The 16167-nt window shown below is 71.0% G+C and carries 12 protein-coding genes and 1 pseudogene; 5 read left to right on the forward strand and 8 right to left on the reverse strand.

Going from position 1 to position 16167, the window contains the following annotated elements:
• Nucleotides 1-162: 162 nt before the first annotated feature.
• From SOM11_RS10320 to SOM11_RS10345, 6 genes are all read right to left on the reverse strand, one after another.
• Nucleotides 163-735, reverse strand: coding sequence for a helix-turn-helix domain-containing protein (locus SOM11_RS10320; protein ID WP_192060776.1), 573 nt, complete (start codon nt 733-735; stop codon nt 163-165).
• Between the two features lie 167 nt (nt 736-902).
• Entirely contained in the window at nt 903-1349 is a 447-nt protein-coding gene (locus tag SOM11_RS10325) for a hypothetical protein (protein ID WP_320477957.1), read from the reverse strand.
• 162 nt (nt 1350-1511) lie between these two features.
• A complete protein-coding gene (locus SOM11_RS10330; protein ID WP_243215001.1) occupies nt 1512-2846 on the reverse strand; it encodes an ABC transporter substrate-binding protein in 1335 nt (444 codons plus the stop codon).
• 115 nt (nt 2847-2961) lie between these two features.
• Nucleotides 2962-3795 carry a carbohydrate ABC transporter permease gene (locus SOM11_RS10335; RefSeq protein WP_192060885.1) on the reverse strand — a complete coding sequence of 278 codons (834 nt, stop codon included), beginning with the start codon at nt 3793-3795 and terminating at the stop codon, nt 2962-2964.
• An 89-nt stretch (nt 3796-3884) separates the two neighbouring features.
• Nucleotides 3885-4841: a sugar ABC transporter permease gene (locus SOM11_RS10340; protein WP_320477958.1), complete on the reverse strand. Its 957-nt coding sequence runs from the start codon at nt 4839-4841 to the stop codon at nt 3885-3887.
• The gene (locus SOM11_RS10345; protein ID WP_320477959.1) at nt 4838-6880 is read right to left on the reverse strand and encodes a beta-galactosidase; all 2043 of its coding nucleotides are present in this window, start codon (nt 6878-6880) and stop codon (nt 4838-4840) included. Before SOM11_RS10345 ends, SOM11_RS10340 begins: the two co-directional genes overlap by 4 nt.
• Before the next feature lie 253 nt (nt 6881-7133).
• Between SOM11_RS10345 and SOM11_RS10350 the strand changes: the two genes are divergently transcribed.
• A complete protein-coding gene (locus SOM11_RS10350) occupies nt 7134-8156 on the forward strand; it encodes a LacI family DNA-binding transcriptional regulator (RefSeq protein ID WP_192060780.1) in 1023 nt (340 codons plus the stop codon).
• 289 nt (nt 8157-8445) lie between these two features.
• Nucleotides 8446-9168, forward strand: a complete 723-nt coding sequence (locus SOM11_RS10355) for an HAD family hydrolase (protein ID WP_320477960.1) — start codon at nt 8446-8448, stop codon at nt 9166-9168.
• A gap of 119 nt (nt 9169-9287) precedes the next feature.
• Here SOM11_RS10355 and phoA read toward each other — a convergent pair whose 3' ends face one another.
• Nucleotides 9288-11282, reverse strand: coding sequence for an alkaline phosphatase (phoA, locus tag SOM11_RS10360; protein ID WP_320477961.1), 1995 nt, complete (start codon nt 11280-11282; stop codon nt 9288-9290).
• Between the two features lie 266 nt (nt 11283-11548).
• On the opposite strand from phoA, the gene SOM11_RS10365 reads away from it, so the two are divergent.
• Both SOM11_RS10365 and SOM11_RS10370 read left to right on the forward strand, forming a co-directional pair.
• Entirely contained in the window at nt 11549-12952 is a 1404-nt protein-coding gene (locus SOM11_RS10365; RefSeq protein WP_320477962.1) for an MFS transporter, read from the forward strand.
• A 188-nt stretch (nt 12953-13140) separates the two neighbouring features.
• Nucleotides 13141-14445, forward strand: a complete 1305-nt coding sequence (locus SOM11_RS10370; RefSeq protein ID WP_192060784.1) for a PP2C family protein-serine/threonine phosphatase — start codon at nt 13141-13143, stop codon at nt 14443-14445.
• A gap of 17 nt (nt 14446-14462) precedes the next feature.
• On the opposite strand, the gene SOM11_RS10375 is transcribed toward SOM11_RS10370, so the two are convergent.
• Nucleotides 14463-15344: a cation-transporting ATPase gene (locus SOM11_RS10375; protein WP_320477963.1), complete on the reverse strand. Its 882-nt coding sequence runs from the start codon at nt 15342-15344 to the stop codon at nt 14463-14465.
• Between the two features lie 223 nt (nt 15345-15567).
• Here SOM11_RS10375 and SOM11_RS10380 point away from each other — a divergent pair.
• A pseudogene (locus SOM11_RS10380) lies at nt 15568-16167 on the forward strand (hypothetical protein); the annotation flags it as partial.

Raw genomic sequence — 16167 nt, forward strand, 5'->3', positions numbered from 1 at the left:
CCGTCGGGGCCGGTCGGGCTCGTCGATGAGCCCACCCTTCGAACCATACGCCCGCATAGGTTTCCGAGCAACACGTGTCGCCCAGCCCGGTGCTCGATCGGAGCGAAAGGCGATCTGAGGGCACATCCTCCCGCTCAGCCCACATGCCCGCCGGGCTTCGCCTCAGGCGCCGCGGTGCCCGGGGAGGTGCGCTCGCTCGCCGTCGTGGTCGAAGATCGTCAGCACCTCGACCGGCCCCTCGTGCGCCTCGATCGCGTGCGGCGTCATCGTCGAGAACTCCGCCGCCTGCCCCTGCCGCACGAGGATCTCCCGCTCACCGAGACGCAGCCGCACCGTGCCGCTCAGCACCGTGAACCACTCGTAACCCGGGTGCACACGGGGCTCGCCGACCTCCCGCTCCGACGTGATGCGCATCTTCGCGATCGTCACGCCCCGACGATCGCGCTCCCGAGACAGCAGCCAGACGGTCAGGCCTGCGCTCGCCTCGGGCTCCGGACGGATCACGACGTCGTCGTCGCCCTCGGGCTCGACCAGCTGATCGAGCGTCGTGCCGAGCGCCTGCGCGATGGGCACCAGCTGGTCGAGCGCGATGCGCCGGTGCCCGGTCTCGATCCGACTCAGCGTCGACGTCGACAGGTAGCAGCGCGACGACAGCGCCTCGAGGGTCCACCCCCGGGCCACACGCAGCCCGCGGATCCGCTGGCGGACGACCTCGTCGATCATGTCTTGCGTCATAGGCAAGACCCTATGCCAGATCCGCAGCACTCAGCCCGGCAGCCGAGCAGCCGAGGCGAAGCGGCTCGATGAGTCACGACACGCCGCCGCCCCGGCAGTCACACGGCGCGTCGTGACTCATCGACGCCCGGATGGCACGGAAGGAGGCGCGGTGCCGGCCGCCCGCCCTACTCGGCGCCCTGAGTCGCCTGGCGGATCAGAGCGACGAGTCGCGCCGTCGAGTCGTCGTCGATCGCGGTGTAGGCGAACGACGTGGCCCAGAGCGACCCCTCGTCGAGCGTCGCGGCGTCTTGGAACCCGACCGTGCTGTACCGCGTGCCGAACTTCGCACCCGGCTGGAAGAACACGACGATCTTGCCGTCGGGCCCGGCGTACGACGGGAACCCGTACCAGGTCTTCGGCAGCAGCTGCGGCGCCTGCTCGAGCACGATCGCATGGAGGTTCTCGGCGAGCAGCCGCTCCGACTCCGTCATGGCGGAGTGGGCGTCGAGCACGCTCTGCAGGTCGGCCGCGGCTTTGTCGGCCGCCTTCTGCTGCTTCGCCTCGGCGCGGAGCTCGGCGGCCCGCTGCTTCATCGCCGCCTTCTCGGTCGCGCTGAATCCATCGGTCGCCATGGTGACTCCTCGCTCGTCGTGTGCGATCAGTGTGCCGCACCCGCGCCTCCTCGGCGAGGTCGACCCGCGCCTCCTCGGCTCCGGCTCCGACCCCCGGGCGCACGACGGCGCCCGCGTCGGAGGAGGACTCCCCCGGCGCGGGCGCCGTCACTGCAGGTGCTGCTACTTCACGGCGATCGACTGCGCCTCGAGGGCGGCGATCGTCTTCTCCTGGCCGCTCTCGAGGGCCTCGAGCAGGGTGCCGTCGCCCGAGGCGGCGGTGCCGAAGCCGTCGGAGATGTCGCTGTAGGTCTGCGTCATCGTGGGGCCCCAGGTGAAGGGCTGGATGTTCTCGGCCGCGGTCGCGAACTCCTCGTAGATGGCCTGGTCGCCGTAGAACTCGACGCCCGAGGTCAGGGCCGGCAGCTCGGCGCCGGTGCTCGAGGCCGGGTACAGGTTGGCCTCCTTGTTGAGGGCGTCCAGCGCCTCGGTCGATGTGTTCAGCCAGACCAGGAACTGCGAGGCCTCAGCGGGGTGCTCGCTGCCCTTGAAGACGACGTTCGACGATCCGCCCCAGGCGGCCGACGCGGTCTCGCCCTCCTCCCACTGCGGCATGGGCGCGACGGCCCACTTGCCCGACGTGTCGGGTGCGCCGCTCGAGATGGTGTTCGCACCCCAGACGGCCGAGACCCAGGTCCAGTCCTGATCGGTGTTGTAGGCGTTGTTCCACTCGTCGGTGAAGCTCGGCAGGGTCGTGACGAGGTCCTTCGAGATGAGGTCCTGCCAGTAGTCGGCGACCTTGGTGGAGGCCTCATCGGTCATGTCGACGCTCCACGTGCCGTCGCTCGTGTCGAACCACTGGCCGCCGGCCTGCGAGACGAGACCGGCGAACTGGTTCACGTCGCCCTTGGCGAAGTTCGTGATGCTGCCGCCCATCTCCTTGATCTTCACGGCGTCCTCGGCGTACTGCTCCCACGTGGTGGGGACGTCGAGTCCGGCCTGCTCGAAGAGGTCCTTGCGGTAGTAGAGGGCCATGGGGCCCGAGTCCTGGGGGATCGCGTAGACGCTGTCGTCCTCGCCGAAGGTGACCTGGTTCCAGAGACCGTCCGAGAAGTCGGCCTCGGCGTCGCTCACTCCCTCGCACGAGGCGATGTTCGCCAGGCCGTCCTGCACGCGGAACGCGGGGAGGGTGTCGTACTCGACCTGCCCGATGTCGGGCGCGTTGCCCGCCTTCAGCTGGTTGAAGAAGTTCTGGTAGGTGCCGCTGTTGCCGTTCGGCACGATCGAGACCTTGACCTGGACGTCGGGGTTCTCCTCGTTCCAGAGCGCGACGACCTTGTCCATGTTGGGGACCCAGGTCGTGAAGTTGAGCGTGACGGGACCGGACGACGCGTCGCACGAGGCGGCGTCGCCGGAGCCGGATCCGCCGTCGGAGCCGCTGCCGGCGCTGCAGCCGGCGAGGGCGATGGTCGAGACCACGGCGGCCGCCGCGATCGAGAGGACTCTGGACTTCTTCATGTGATTTCCAATCGGGGTGCGAGACCGGGGAGCCCGGTCTCGGGAGGGAACGACGTCGTTTCCGTACGGGTTGGAGGTCGAGGAGGTGCGGGTCGGGTGACCCGGGAGGGGTGGCTTATTTGAGACCGCCGGCCCCCAGGCCGCTGCGCCAGAAGCGCTGCAGGCTGAGGAACGCGATCAGCAGGGGGATGATCGAGACGAACGCCCCCACGAGCACCAGGGTGCGGAGCTCGGGGTACTGGCTGACGTTGGAGTTCCAGGTGTAGAGACCGAGGGTCACCGGGAACAGCTCCTGCGAGCGCAGCATCACCAGGGGCAGGAAGAAGTTGTTCCAGATCGCGACGAACTGGAACAGGAACACGGTCACGAGGGCCGGCGACATGAGTCGGATCGCGACGGTGAAGAAGGTCCGGAGCTCGCTCGAGCCGTCGATGCGGGCGGCCTCCACGATCTCGTCGGGCACGCTGGACGCCGCGTAGATGCGGCTCAGGTAGACGCCGAACGGGCTGACGATGCTCGGCAGGAACACCGCCCAGAACGTGTCGGTCAGCTGCACCTCGCTGAAGATCAGGAACAGCGGGAGCGCCAGGGCCGTCGCCGGCACGAGCACGCCGCCCAGGAAGATGTTGAACAGCGCCTCGCGACCACGGAACCGGTACTTCGCCAGCGCGTAGCCGCACATCGCCGAGAGGATCGTGCCGAGACCGCCGGCGACCGTCGCGTAGACGATGCTGTTGACCATCCACCGCGGGAAGATGCCGTCGTTGTAGGTGAAGAGCTGCGCGATGTTGCCCGCGAAGTCCTGCAGCGACGTGGGCGAGAACCACAGCGCGGCGCTGGTGTTGAAGTTGTCGAGCGTCTTGGTCGACGAGACCAGCAGCCAGAAGATCGGGATCAGGAAGTAGAGCGTGAACGCGCCCATGATGATCATCGCGGCGGAGCGCGACATGACGCTCTCGCGGGGGCCGCGACCGCGCTGGCGGGCGGGGGTCGTCTTGTCGTCGAACGACTCGGCGGGACGGATGGGGGCGTCGACGGTCACTGGTCGGCCTTCCGCTGGGTCAACCGGAGGAATCCGATCGAGAGGATGAACGTGGCGACCGCGAGGACGACGCTGAACGCGGCCGCGAGGTTGAAGTTGGGCACCGACGACGTCGAGTAGACGAGCATGTTCGGCGTGAACGTCGACGAGATGGTCGATGTGAACTGGCGGAACACGAGCGGCTCGGTGAGCAGCTGCAGGGTGCCGATCACCGAGAAGACGGCGGTGAGCACGATGGCCGGGATCACCAGCGGGATCTTGATGGCGACGGCGATGCGGAACTGCGACGCCCCGTCGAGCCGTGCGGCCTCGTAGATCTCGGTGGGGATCGCGAGCAGCGACGAGTAGATGATCAGCATGTTGTAGCCGACGAACACCCAGGTGACGACGTTCGCGATGGCCCAGAGGACGGTGCCGCCGTCGAGCAGCCCGACGTTCGAGGTGACCGCCGAGAACGGCGACAGGCTCGGCGAGTACAGGTAGCCCCACATGATCGCGGCGATGACGCCGGGCACGGCGTACGGCGCGAAGAACGCGAGTCGGAAGAAGCGCTTGCCGCGGAGGAGGGGCGAGTCGAGCAGCAGGGCGAACAGCAGCGCCAGGAACAGCATCACGGGCACCTGCACGATGCCGAACATCAGCACCCGGAGGATGGACGCCCAGAACTCGGTGCTCTGGAACACCAGCGCGTACTGGGTCAGACCGCCGAAGACCTGCGTCGGGGCCCCGAAGGTGCCCTCGCGCTCGATCTTCTGCAGCGACTGGTACACGGCGTAGAGGATCGGCGTCAGGTAGAACGCGGCGAACAGCACCCCGAAGGGCAGGACGAAGATCGCGATCGCCTTGCGGTAGCGGAAGCCGCGGCGGGGCGCGGTCCTCTGCTTCGGCGCGGATCCGCGCCGTGGGGTGTCGGCGGCTCGCGGGTCTCGCGGGCGGGCGGGGGTGACGGTCATGATGCCTTCCGGTCCTGACGGATGATGTGCGAGCCGCCCGCGGCGAGCTCGATGCGCCCCGCCACGTTCTGCTCGGAGACGAGGTCGTAGCCGGCGAAGTCGTGGGCGACGGTCTCGTCGGAGTGGTTCAGCACGAAGACCCACTCGTGCTGCTCGCCGACCCGGCGGACGATCTCGACACCGGGGTGGCCGGCTGCCTCGCTGCGGGCGGGAACACCGGCCTCGTCGACGACCCGGGCGACGAGATCGCCGAGGGCCTCGGCGTCGAGCACGGTCGAGACGTACCAGCCGAGACCACGGCCGTGGGTGTTGCGGGTGACGGCCGGGCGCCCGGCGAGGGTGCCCGAGGCGTACTCGACGACGGCCTCGGCGCCGACGAGCTCGACGGGCTCGGACCAGAGGCTGCCCGTGGCGCCCGGCAGACCGCCGGCGAGCTCGACGGTGCCGCCGACCGGCAGCGGGGCGAACTCGTCGACCCTGACCCCGAGCATCTCGCGGAACGCACCCGGGTAGCCGCCCGGACGGACCCCGTCGGTCTCGTCGACGATGCCGCTGAAGAACGTCACGAGGGCCGATCCGCCGTCGGCGACGAACGCGTCGACGACGGCCGCGTGCTCGTCGCGCACCAGGTAGAGGCTCGGCACGACCACGAGCGAGTAGCCGTCGAGCGGGGCGCCCGGCGCGACGACGTCGACCGTGACGCCGAGATCCCAGAGCGCGCCGTAGAGGCGGTGCACCTGCTCGATGTACGAGAAGTCGGCCGTGGGGTGCGCCTCGAGGTCGGCGGCCCACCAGTTCTCCCAGCTGAAGACGAGGGCGACGTCGGCGACGACGCGCGAGCCGCGCAGCTCGCCGAGGCGACCGGCCAGGGCGCCGAGACGCACCGACTCGTCCCAGATGCGCGACGACGTGCCGGCGTGCGGCAGCAGCGCGGAGTGGAACTTCTCGGTGCCCTTGACGGAGGCGCGCCACTGGAAGAAGCAGATGCCGTCGGCGCCGCGGGCGACATGGGAGGCGGTGTTCCGGAGCATCTCGCCCGGTGCCTTCGCGAGGTTGCGGGGCTGCCAGTTCACGGCGCCCGTCGAGTGCTCCATGAGGATCCACGGGGCGCCTCCGGCGAGACCGCGGGTCGTGTCGGCGGCGAAGGCCAGCTCGACGACGGGGCGCTCGAGGCGGTGATCGAGGTAGTGGTCGTTGGCGATGACGGCCATGTCGCCTGCCCAGCTCCAGTAGTCCTGGTTCTTGATGTGGGCGGCGACCATGAAGTTCGTCGTGATCGGCACGGCGCTGACGGCCTCGATGACGGCGGCCTCGGCGCGGTAGTGCTCGAGCAGCGTGTCGGAGCTGAAGCGCTGGAAGTCGATGGTCTGCGCCGGATTGACGAACGACAGGGTCGCCCGCGGGGGCAGCACCTCGGCGAACGCCGAGTAGCGCTGGCTCCAGAAGGCCGTGCCCCAGGCGGTGTTGAGGGCGTCGACGCTGCCGTAGCGCGCCTCCAGCCAGGCTCGGAATGCTCGGGCCGACTCGTCGCAGTAGCAGAGGGCGTTGTGGCAGCCGAGCTCGTTCGACACGTGCCAGAGCTTCACGGCGGGGTGCCGGCCGTAGCGCTCGGCGGTCGCGCGGACGAGCTGGAGGGCGCGCTCACGGAAGACGGGCGAGCTCGGGCAGTAGGCCTGGCGGCCGCCGGGCCACCGCGTCGTGCCGTCCGCGGCCTGAGGCAGCACCTCGGGGTGGCGGGTGGTCAGCCACGGCGGCGGCGACGAGGTGCCGGTGCCGAGGTTGACCCCGATGCCCGCGGCGTGCAGCAGCTCGATGACGGCGTCGAGGTCGTCGAAGCGGAAGCGGCCGGGCTCGGGCTCGACGTGCGACCAGCCGAAGATGTTGATGGCGACCAGGTTGACCCCGGCCTCGCGCATCAGGGCGACGTCGTCGACCCAGGTCTCGGGCGACCACTGCTCGGGGTTGTAGTCGCAGCCGAAGACGAGACCGTCGAGCCCGAGATCGAGCGCGGTCTGCTGCGGGAGGGTCTGGGTGAGCACGGGGCCTCGGCTTCGTCGGCGGGCGATCCCCCACCGACTCGAGGCCGGAGCCCTTCGTCTGTGAAGGTTCACACATGATGTCTGTGATCGTTCCCACATTCGCGACGGCAAGACCGGGGCGACAATTTCTGGGAAGGTTCACAGAGTAAAACCCACCCATCGCGGATTTGTCAACATCACTCACGTTCTCCTTCGTCCACAGCCGCTCGTTCCGGCCTCACGACCCCTCTCAGGCTCAGCTAAGGTGACTCCCATGTCCGGTCCGAGATCCCCGAGACGCCGGGCCACGATCCACGACGTGGCGGCCGAGGCGGGCATCTCGCGCGGCACCGTCTCGCGGGTGCTGAACAACGAGCCGTACGTGTCGGCGCAGGCGCGCGAGGCCGTCGAGGCGGCCGTGGCGAAGGTCGGCTACGTGCGCAACGCGGCGGCCCGCAACCTCGTCACGCAGCGCTCGAGAGCGATCGCGCTGATCGTGCACGAGCCGCACTCGGTCGTGCTCGACGATCCCAACATCGGCAACATCCTGATCGGCACGAACGCCGTCCTGTCGCAGGCCGACCATCAGCTCGTCACCCTGATGATCGACTCGCAGCGCGACAGCGACCGGGTCATCGAGTACCTCCGCGGCGGCTTCGTCGACGGGGCGATCATCCTGTCGGCCCGCACGGGCGACCCCATCTCCGAGGCGGTCGCCGAGCTGCGCCTCCCCGCGTCGTTCGTCGGCCACCCGCCCGACGCCCCCGACATCCCGTTCATCGGCATCGACAACCGCGCCGCGGCCGAGGCGATCGTCCGCCGCCTGGTCGACACCGGTCGGCGACGCATCGGCATGCTCGCCTCCGGGCTCGACCGCGACTCGGGCGAAGACCGCCTCGCCGGGTTCCGCACGGCGCTCGGCGACCTGTTCGACCCCGACCTCGTCGTCCGCAACCCGTTCTACAGCTACACGGCCGGGGTCGACGGCATGTCCGAGCTGCTGCGCCGCGACCCCACTGTCGACGGAGTCTTCGCGGCGTCCGACGCAGTCGCCGCCGGGGCCCTCGACGTGCTGCACCGCCGCGGCATCGAGGTGCCCGCGCAGGTCGGCATCGTCGGCTTCGACGACAGCTCGTGGGCCCTCCGCTGCACCCCGGCCCTCTCGACCGTGCGCCAGCCCGCCGAAGACCTCGGCCGCCGCGCAGCCCAGCAGGTGCTCGACCAGCTGGGCGGCGCCGACCTGCCCACCACGGGCGTGCTGCTCCCCACCGACATCATGTGGCGCGACAGCGCCTGATCAGCACAGCGCGCTACAGCGCCTGATCAGGCACAGCGCGCGTTAGCGCTTGATAGGCACTGCGCGCGGCAGCGCCTGACAGGCACAGCGCGCGACAGCGGCCCTGCTTGTGTGCAAATCCCGACAGAATCGGCCGAAAAGATGGCGCTGAGCCACCAAAAGGCACCTGAGCCGCGATTTAGTCGGGTTCGGTACACCAGGCCGAGCATGCGCGGTCGGGTTCGGCACACCGAGGAGGCGCGGGCACCCGATCGGAACGCGATCCGTGCAGCGGGTGCAAGGTTGTTCGATGACGTCCACACCGCACGACTCCCCCGACACCGCCGACTCCCCCGACACCGCAGTGCTCTTCGACATCGACGGCACCCTCGTCGACTCCAACTACGCGCATGTCGACGCCTGGTCGCGGGCCTTCGCCGAGGTCGGTCACCCGGTGGACAGCTGGCGGATCCACGGCTCGGTCGGCAAGGACCCGTCGCTGCTGATCTCCGGTCTGATCGGGGACGATGCCGACGACGACCTCGTCGAGAAGGTGAAGGACGCCCACACCCGCTACTACGACGAGCACCTCGGCGACGGCGGCGACCTGCACGTCCTCGACCGCGCGACCGACCTCCTCGAGGCGCTCGCCGGCCGCGGTCACTCGGTGGTGCTCGCGACGAGCGCACCCGAGAACGAATTGAAAGCGCTGCGCTCCCTGCTGCAGATCGAAGACGCCCTCTGGGCCGTCACCTCGAGCGAGGACGTCGAGACCGCCAAACCCGACCCGGGCATCGTCGAGGTCGCCCTCGAGAAGGCGGGCGTGCCCGCCGCGCAGGCGATCATGGTCGGCGACGCGGTGTGGGACGTCGCGGCGGCCCACCGCGCCGGCGTCCGCTGCATCGGCGTGCTGAGCGGCGGATTCTCGCGCGACGAGCTCGTCGAGGCGGGTGCCGACGAGGTCTACGACGACGTCGCCGATCTGCTCGACTCGCTCGACACCAGCCTGATCGGCCGACTCGGCCGCGAGTAGTCCGCGGACGCCGCGCACACGACGAAGTGGACGAGACGCCGCCGTGTCGCACGGTGTCTCGTCCACTCGGAGGTACGCGCTGGGCGCTCGTCGCGACGCGCTGCGCTACGCGCTGCGCGCTACAGCTGCGGCCCCAGGTCCCCGTTCGCCGAGGCGAGCTGCTGCTGCTGCTGGCGACGACGGCGGGCCACGAGCACGGCGCCCGAGGCGACGAGCATCAGGGCGAGCAGCAGAGCCGGCAGCGCCTCCGACCCGGTGAAGGCGAGCGGTCCGGAGCCGGCCGTGCCCGCACCACCCGCACCGCCCGCGCTGCCGTCGTCCCCGCCCGGCACGACGCCGGCCGGGTCGGTCGGCGTCGCCGACGGGTCGCCCGGTGACGGGGTCGCCGTCGGGTCCGGCACGACCGCTCCGTCGACGACCGCGACGACCGCGCTCAGAGAGAGTCCCGACTGCACGCCGGTCAGGGTGACCATCGCGGTCCCCGCCTCGGCGGGAGCCGTCGCGCTGACCGTCACGGTGCCGTCGACCACGTCGACCAGCCCGAGGTCGACCGGGTCGCTGCCGTCACCCGCGTCGAGCACTGCCCGCACCTGACGGTCGCCGCCCAGCCCTGCGGCCGAGACCGTGAACTCGCTGTCGGGCGCCACCTCGGTCGGACCCGAGATCGTCGCGTCGGCACTGAGTCCGTCGAGGTCGCGGTCGAGCTCGAGGGCGTTCGCGATGGTGAAGAAGTTGTCGGTCTGGTCGATCAGGCCGACCACGTTGCCGGCGCCGGGGCCGTAGCCCGCGACCCGCAGCTGCGATCCGGTGTGCTGCTGCGATCCGCCGGCCGCGGCCGTGCCGTAGGCGATCTTCATCGTCGTGCCGTCGACCGTGGTCAGCGCGGTGCTGAGCGTCGCGGGCGGCGTGCTGTCGACGATCTGGCTGGTGTGCGCGTGGTCCGCAGTGACGATGACCATCGTGTCGCCGTCGGCGATCGCGAAGTCGAGCGCGGCCCGCACGGCCTCGTCGAGGTCGAGCACCTCGCCGATCTGACCGCAGGCGTCGGCGCTGTGGTCGCGCTTGTCGATCGAGGCGCCCTCGACCTGCAGGAAGAAGCCCGCGTCGCCGGTGTCCAGCAGGTCGATCGACTTCTCGGTGAGCGAGCGCAGCGAGAGGTCGGTCGAGAGGCGCTGGGGGTTCGGCGTGCAGGTCTGCGGTGCGAGGTCGGCGCCGCCGACGGTCGCGGTCGTGGCGGCGAAGCGCGTCGGGAAGTTGCCGTCGGTGAACGTGCCGAGCACCGGGGCCGTCTGGTCGGCGGCGGCCAGGGCGCCGAGACCCGCGGCGTCGCGGACGATCTGGTAGCCGCGGTCGGCCGCCTGGTCGAACAGGGTCTCGCCCTGCCACTGACCGGCACGGGCGGTCTGCGTGAACGACGCCGCGCCTCCTCCGAGGGTGACGTCGGCCCGGGTGCCGATGATCTGCTCGCTGATCGAGCCGAGACCGCCCTGGTCGAGGGCGTCGGCGCCGCACTGGGTCACCGAGTCGGGGCCGTAGCAGCTCCGCGCGGCGACGTGGGCGGCCTGCACGGCCGGGGTCGCGTCCTGCAGCTCGGCCGTCGACACGTTGCCGGTCTTCTTGCCGTTCGCCTTGGCGATCTCGAGCAGGGTGTCCTGCGGGACACCGTCGATGTCGACCGAGATCGCGTTGTCGTACGTCTTCGTGCCGGTGGCCCAGGCTGAACCGGTCGCGGCGGAGTCGGGCACGTAGTCCGGCTTCCCCTTGTTCGCGCCGTCGCGGTACAGCGAGTAGGTCGTGTACTGGCCGGTCAGCGGCAGGGCGTCGATGCCGGGCAGCTGCCCGCCGGCGCCGTAGGCGTAGTTGCGAGCCGAGGTGATCTCGGAGTCGCCCATGCCGTCGCCGATCAGCAGGATGACGTTCTTCGCCGGTCCGCCCTTCACGGAGTCGAGCAGCACCTGCGTGCTGTCGTCGATGCTGCGGGCGGCGCCGCCGTTCTCGGCGACCTCGGCGGGCGTCGCGGCGGACGCCACGGTGGGGACGAGGGCCAAGGAGGCGCTGATCGCCACCGCCCCCGTGATGAGGGCCGCGCGGCGGCGGCGGGTCGTGGGGGTCACTTCGTGCTCCTGCTCCAGGTGATCGACGGTGCGGGTCCACCCCTGATCGGGGGACCGCGTCAGTCGACCGGTCCGCCGATAACACCGCGTGTCGTCCGGGTGTCCGACAGGTGTCGGGCCACGGAACGCACTGCGTGCGCCGCAGACTTGCGCCATCTGCACCGATCGCGGCGGGGACCCGGGCGGAGCGATTATCGTGGCTCCTCGATGACCGACACCGCGCCTCCTCGACTCGAGACCGCCGTCGTCCGTCCGCAGGGCGTGTCGTGAGCACGATGTTCCGCAGCCTCTCGCTGGTCAACTACCGGCTGTGGTTCGCCGGCGCCCTCGTGTCGAACATCGGCACGTGGATGCAGCGCACGGCGCAGGACTGGCTCGTCCTCACCGATCTGACCGACGACGATGCGACGGCGCTCGGCATCACCATGGCGCTGCAGTTCGCGCCGCCCATCCTGATGGTGCCCGTCACGGGGCTGATCGCCGACCGGTTCGACCGGAGACGGCTGCTGATGGTGACGCAGCTGAGCATGGGCCTGCTCGGACTCGCCCTCGGCCTGCTCGTGCTGACCGACACGGTCGAGCTCTGGATGGTCTACGTCTTCGCGCTGCTGCTCGGCGTCGCGGCGGCCATCGATGCGCCCGCGCGGCAGAGCTTCGTCTCCGAACTCGTCCCGCCCGGTCATCTCACCAACGCCGTCAGTCTCAACTCGGCCTCGTTCAACGGCGCCCGTCTGGTCGGCCCGGCCGTCGCGGGCGTGCTCATCGCGACGATCGGCACGGGCTGGGTGTTCATGATCAACGCCGGCTCGTTCGCGGCGGTGCTGCTGTCGCTGCGGTTCATCCGGGTGGCGCAGCTCGAGCTGAAACCGGTCGTCTCGCGAGCGAAAGGCCAGATCAGAGAGGGGTTCCGGTACGTCCGCGACCGTCCCGACCTCGTGGTCGTCTTCGTCATGGTGTTCGTGATCGGCACCTTCGGCCTCAACTTCGCCATCTTCACCTCGACGATGGCGAGCGTCGAGTTCGGCACCGACGCGAGCGGCTTCGGCCTGCTCTCGTCGTGCATCGCCGTCGGCTCGCTGGCCGGCGCCCTGCTCTCGGCCCGACGCGAGCGGCCCCGATGGCGCGTGCTGATCGCGGCCGCGCTCGCCTTCGGCGTCACCTGCCTCGTCTCGGCCCTGATGCCGTCGTACTGGAGCTTCGCCGCCGTGCTCGTCGCGGTCGGGCTGTCGTCGATCACCCTCATGACGACGGCGAACGCGACCGTGCAGCTGACGACGGCACCGAGGATGCGCGGCCGCGTCATGGCCCTCTACATGGCGGTCTTCACGGGTGGCACGCCGCTCGGCGCACCGGTCGTCGGCTGGGTCGCCGACGTGGCCGGCCCCCGCTGGGCCATCGGCGTGGCCGCCGCCTCGGGCTTCGTCGCCGCCGCCGTGGCGGTCGTGTGGCTGATCCGGGGTCGGCATCTGCGCGTGCACCGGGTGCTGCCCGACGACCCGGCGGTCGCGACGGGCGCGCTCCCCGTGGTCGGTGCCGGGCGGTTCCACTACACGCTGCAGCACGACGGCGACGCTGCGGGGCAGACCGCCGCTCGCGAGCGCGCCGCGCGCGAGCAGGCGGCCCGCGATCTCGGTCTGGACGAGGGGACCGCGACGGATCGGCCGACCTGACCCGCGCCTCCTCGGGCCGACTGTTCTGTCGACCCGCGCACTGGGGGCCTGCCGGCCCACCGCTCCGCCTCTAGGGTGAGTGGTGAGGATGTCCCAGCATCTAAACTGGACGGACCTTTCCACCTCTTCGTGCGACGGGTACCACAAGCACGAAACGGACGGTCACCGCCGTCCGCGATGGAGGACGCATGTCGGATCAGAGCACCAGCGGGCCTCGGTCGCGGTTCCTCACCCGGGCAGCCGAGCGGATCACGACCCGCCGCCTCCCGTTCGTCAAGCAGGCGTTCATCGCCGCGCTCATGCTCGCCGCGGGCGTGCTCAGCACGAGCGCGCCGTGGTTGACGGTCACCGACGCCGTCGCCCTCTGGTCCGGGGTCGCCCTGGCGGGCCTCGCCCTCGGCTTCGCGCTCGCCATCGACCGGGGCGTCGTGCCGCTGCGCTGGGAGCTGCTGATCCCCGCCGCCGACTTCGTCGCCGTGGGTCTGCTCCGGCACGGCACCGGCGACAGCCGCTCGGTCTACCTCAACTTCGTGCTGCTGCCCATCGTCTGGATCGCGGCCAACCCGGGACGACGCCACGTCGTCTACCCGGCCATCGGATCGTCGGTCACCCTGCTGATGCCGTTCCTGTTCGACCCGTCGGGGCCGCCGTCGAGCGAGGTCGTGCGACTCGTGCTGTCCGTCGTCGTCTACGGCACCCTCGCGGTCGCCGTGAACGAGCTGGCCCGGCAGGCCGAACTGCGCCTCACCCTGTCGCAGGCCCGGCGGCGCGCCGTCCAGGGCGAGCTCGACCGCGCCGCCGTGGTGCAGCAGTCGCTGCTGCCGCCGGACGCGTCGACCCTGCCGAACTCGTTCTCGGTCTTCGGCGCGTGCGTGCCGGCCCGCACCGTCGGCGGCGACTTCTTCGACTGGTACCCCACCGACGACGGCATCGCGCTGACCCTCGGCGACGTCATGGGCAAGGGCGTCGGCGCGGGCATGATCGCGGCAGCCGTCCGGGCGGTCATGCGCAGCTCGGCCGACGAGTCGGACCCTGCGACGGCCCTGAAGCGCGCCTCCACCGGGGTCGAGACGGGCGGTCTCGGGGTCGACACCCAGTTCACCACCTGCTTCCATGCCCGGATCGGCATGGACGGCGTCATCCACTGGTCGGACGCCGGTCACGGCCTCGCCGTGCTGCGCCGCGCCGACGGAACGGTCGAGCGGCTGCGCTCGCTCAACCTGCCGATCGGCATCGGCACGGAGTGGACGACCTTCACCACGCAGGCCCGCGCCGGCGACACCCTGATCTGCGTGAGCGACGGCGTGCTCGACCTCTACGACGACGAGCTGGAGGCGGTCAACCGCTTCGAGGACCTCGTGCGTCAGACGCCCGGCGCGGCCGCCATCGTCCACTCGATCGCCGCCACGGCCGGGTTGGAGGAGCGCCCCGACGACGTCACCGTCATGGCGGCGACGTTCGAGCCGGCCCGCACGACCCCGACCCGCGACTAGACGCTCGCCCCGAACGGCTACCGGTCGAAGAAGTCGCTCAGCCCGGGGATCTGGAAGTTCGAGCCGAACTCGCTCGCCTGCTCGCCGAGACCGCCGACGAAGTCCCCGCCGCTCGCGGCGAGGTCCTCCCCGCTCGCGGCGAGACCGTCGACGCCCTCGAAGCCACCCAGCCCCTCGAGACCCTCGAACCCGCCGGTGAACTGCTCGAAGTCGACGCCCGAGGCGAGGGCGTCGGTCAGCAGCGGCGCCGCGACGGCGCTGAGGGCCGCCCCGCCGGCCACCGCGAGCGCGAGGCCTCCGAGTGCGGCGACGCCGGCACCGGCCGCCACCTTGCCCCCGCTGCTGCCCAGCACGCGCTTCATCAGCCCGGGCCGGGCGACCTCGCCGCGGGTCGCCGAGCGGGCCAGGTCGGCCGGGCTGCTCGACGCCGGGCGATCGCCGGCCGGGGACTCGGCGGTGAGACGGGCCAGCACCTGCTCGCGCTGCGCGGGCGTCAGTCGCTCGAACGCGTCGCGGTGCACCTGCTCGAGCTGCTGCGGCGGTGCGGTCTGCAAGAGGTAGTCGTACTTGGCGAGCGCCTGCCGGTCGGCCGGCGACAGCCCGGCACCGGATCGTCCGTCGCGAGCCTGCCCGGGGTTCTGCTGCCGGGGCGCGCCCTGGCCGTAGCTCTGCTGGCCCTGGTCATAGCCCTGGGGCTGGCGGTCGTAGCCCTGGCCGTAGCCCTGGCCGCCCTGGCCCTGTCGGTCGTCGCCCGTCACCTTGTCGGTGACCTTGCGCACCATGTCGCGCCAGTCCGTCGACCCGGAAGCCGAGCCTGATCGCGAACCCGAGCCGCCCGCGGAGTTCGAGTTGTCGAGCGCGCGCTTGGCGGCACCGATGAGTCGTGAGAAGTCAGCCATGCGTCGATGCTGTCGACTCCGGATCGGAGAAGACCCCGCGAACCCCGTGCAACCGCCCGGAACGTGCGCACTGTGCACGACACAGCGCCTCCTCCGCGCACCCGTGCTCACCCGCGGAGCCCGCCCGAGGACTACATTCTCAGCAGGGCTGCATCACCCTGCCCGTCCCATCCGGCCCAGCACGGCCGGTCCGTCCAGTCCAGTCCGCAAGAGGAGGTGCCCCATGAACAGAGTCTCCGCAGCAGTCACCGCCGGCCTCGTCATGAGCGCCGCCGGTCTGCTGATCGCCCTCGCCTCGACCTTCCGGCTCGTGCAGACGGGTCTCTTCTCCGGCGACTACGTCGCCCCCGGCCAGCTCGACTTCGAGGCCGTGGCGTTCGCCGTGCTCGGCATCGGCCTCTTCGTCTCGGGGCTCGCCTTCGCCCTGGTCGGTCTCGCCGACATAGTCCTCGGCGCCCTGCCCGCCGACTCGGTCGAACCGACCTCCGACCCCGCCGAGGAGGCGCGCCAGGCCCCTGCGGACCAGCGCGCGGTCGTTCCCCACCCGGCTCCCCCGGCCCGCGCCTCCTCCGCTCCCGACCGCGCGGGCTACGAGCCCGCCGCGTACGAGCCGGCCCGCCACGCGTCCGTCCAGGACGAGCCCCGGGGGTACGTGCCCGAGGGGCGCGCACCCGAGAGACCGGCGGCCGTCGACGACGCTCCGGTCGGGCCCAGCGCCGCCGACCGGCTGCGCACGCGGAGTGCGACGATCGCGGCCGCGGCCGGACCGATCGCCAAGTCGGGGTGGGACCGCGTCCGCAGCAGCAGCCGGGCCGCCGGGGCC

The organism is Frigoribacterium sp. CFBP9029 (assembly GCF_034045305.1).
In the GTDB taxonomy this organism is placed as follows: Bacteria; Actinomycetota; Actinomycetes; order Actinomycetales; family Microbacteriaceae; genus Frigoribacterium.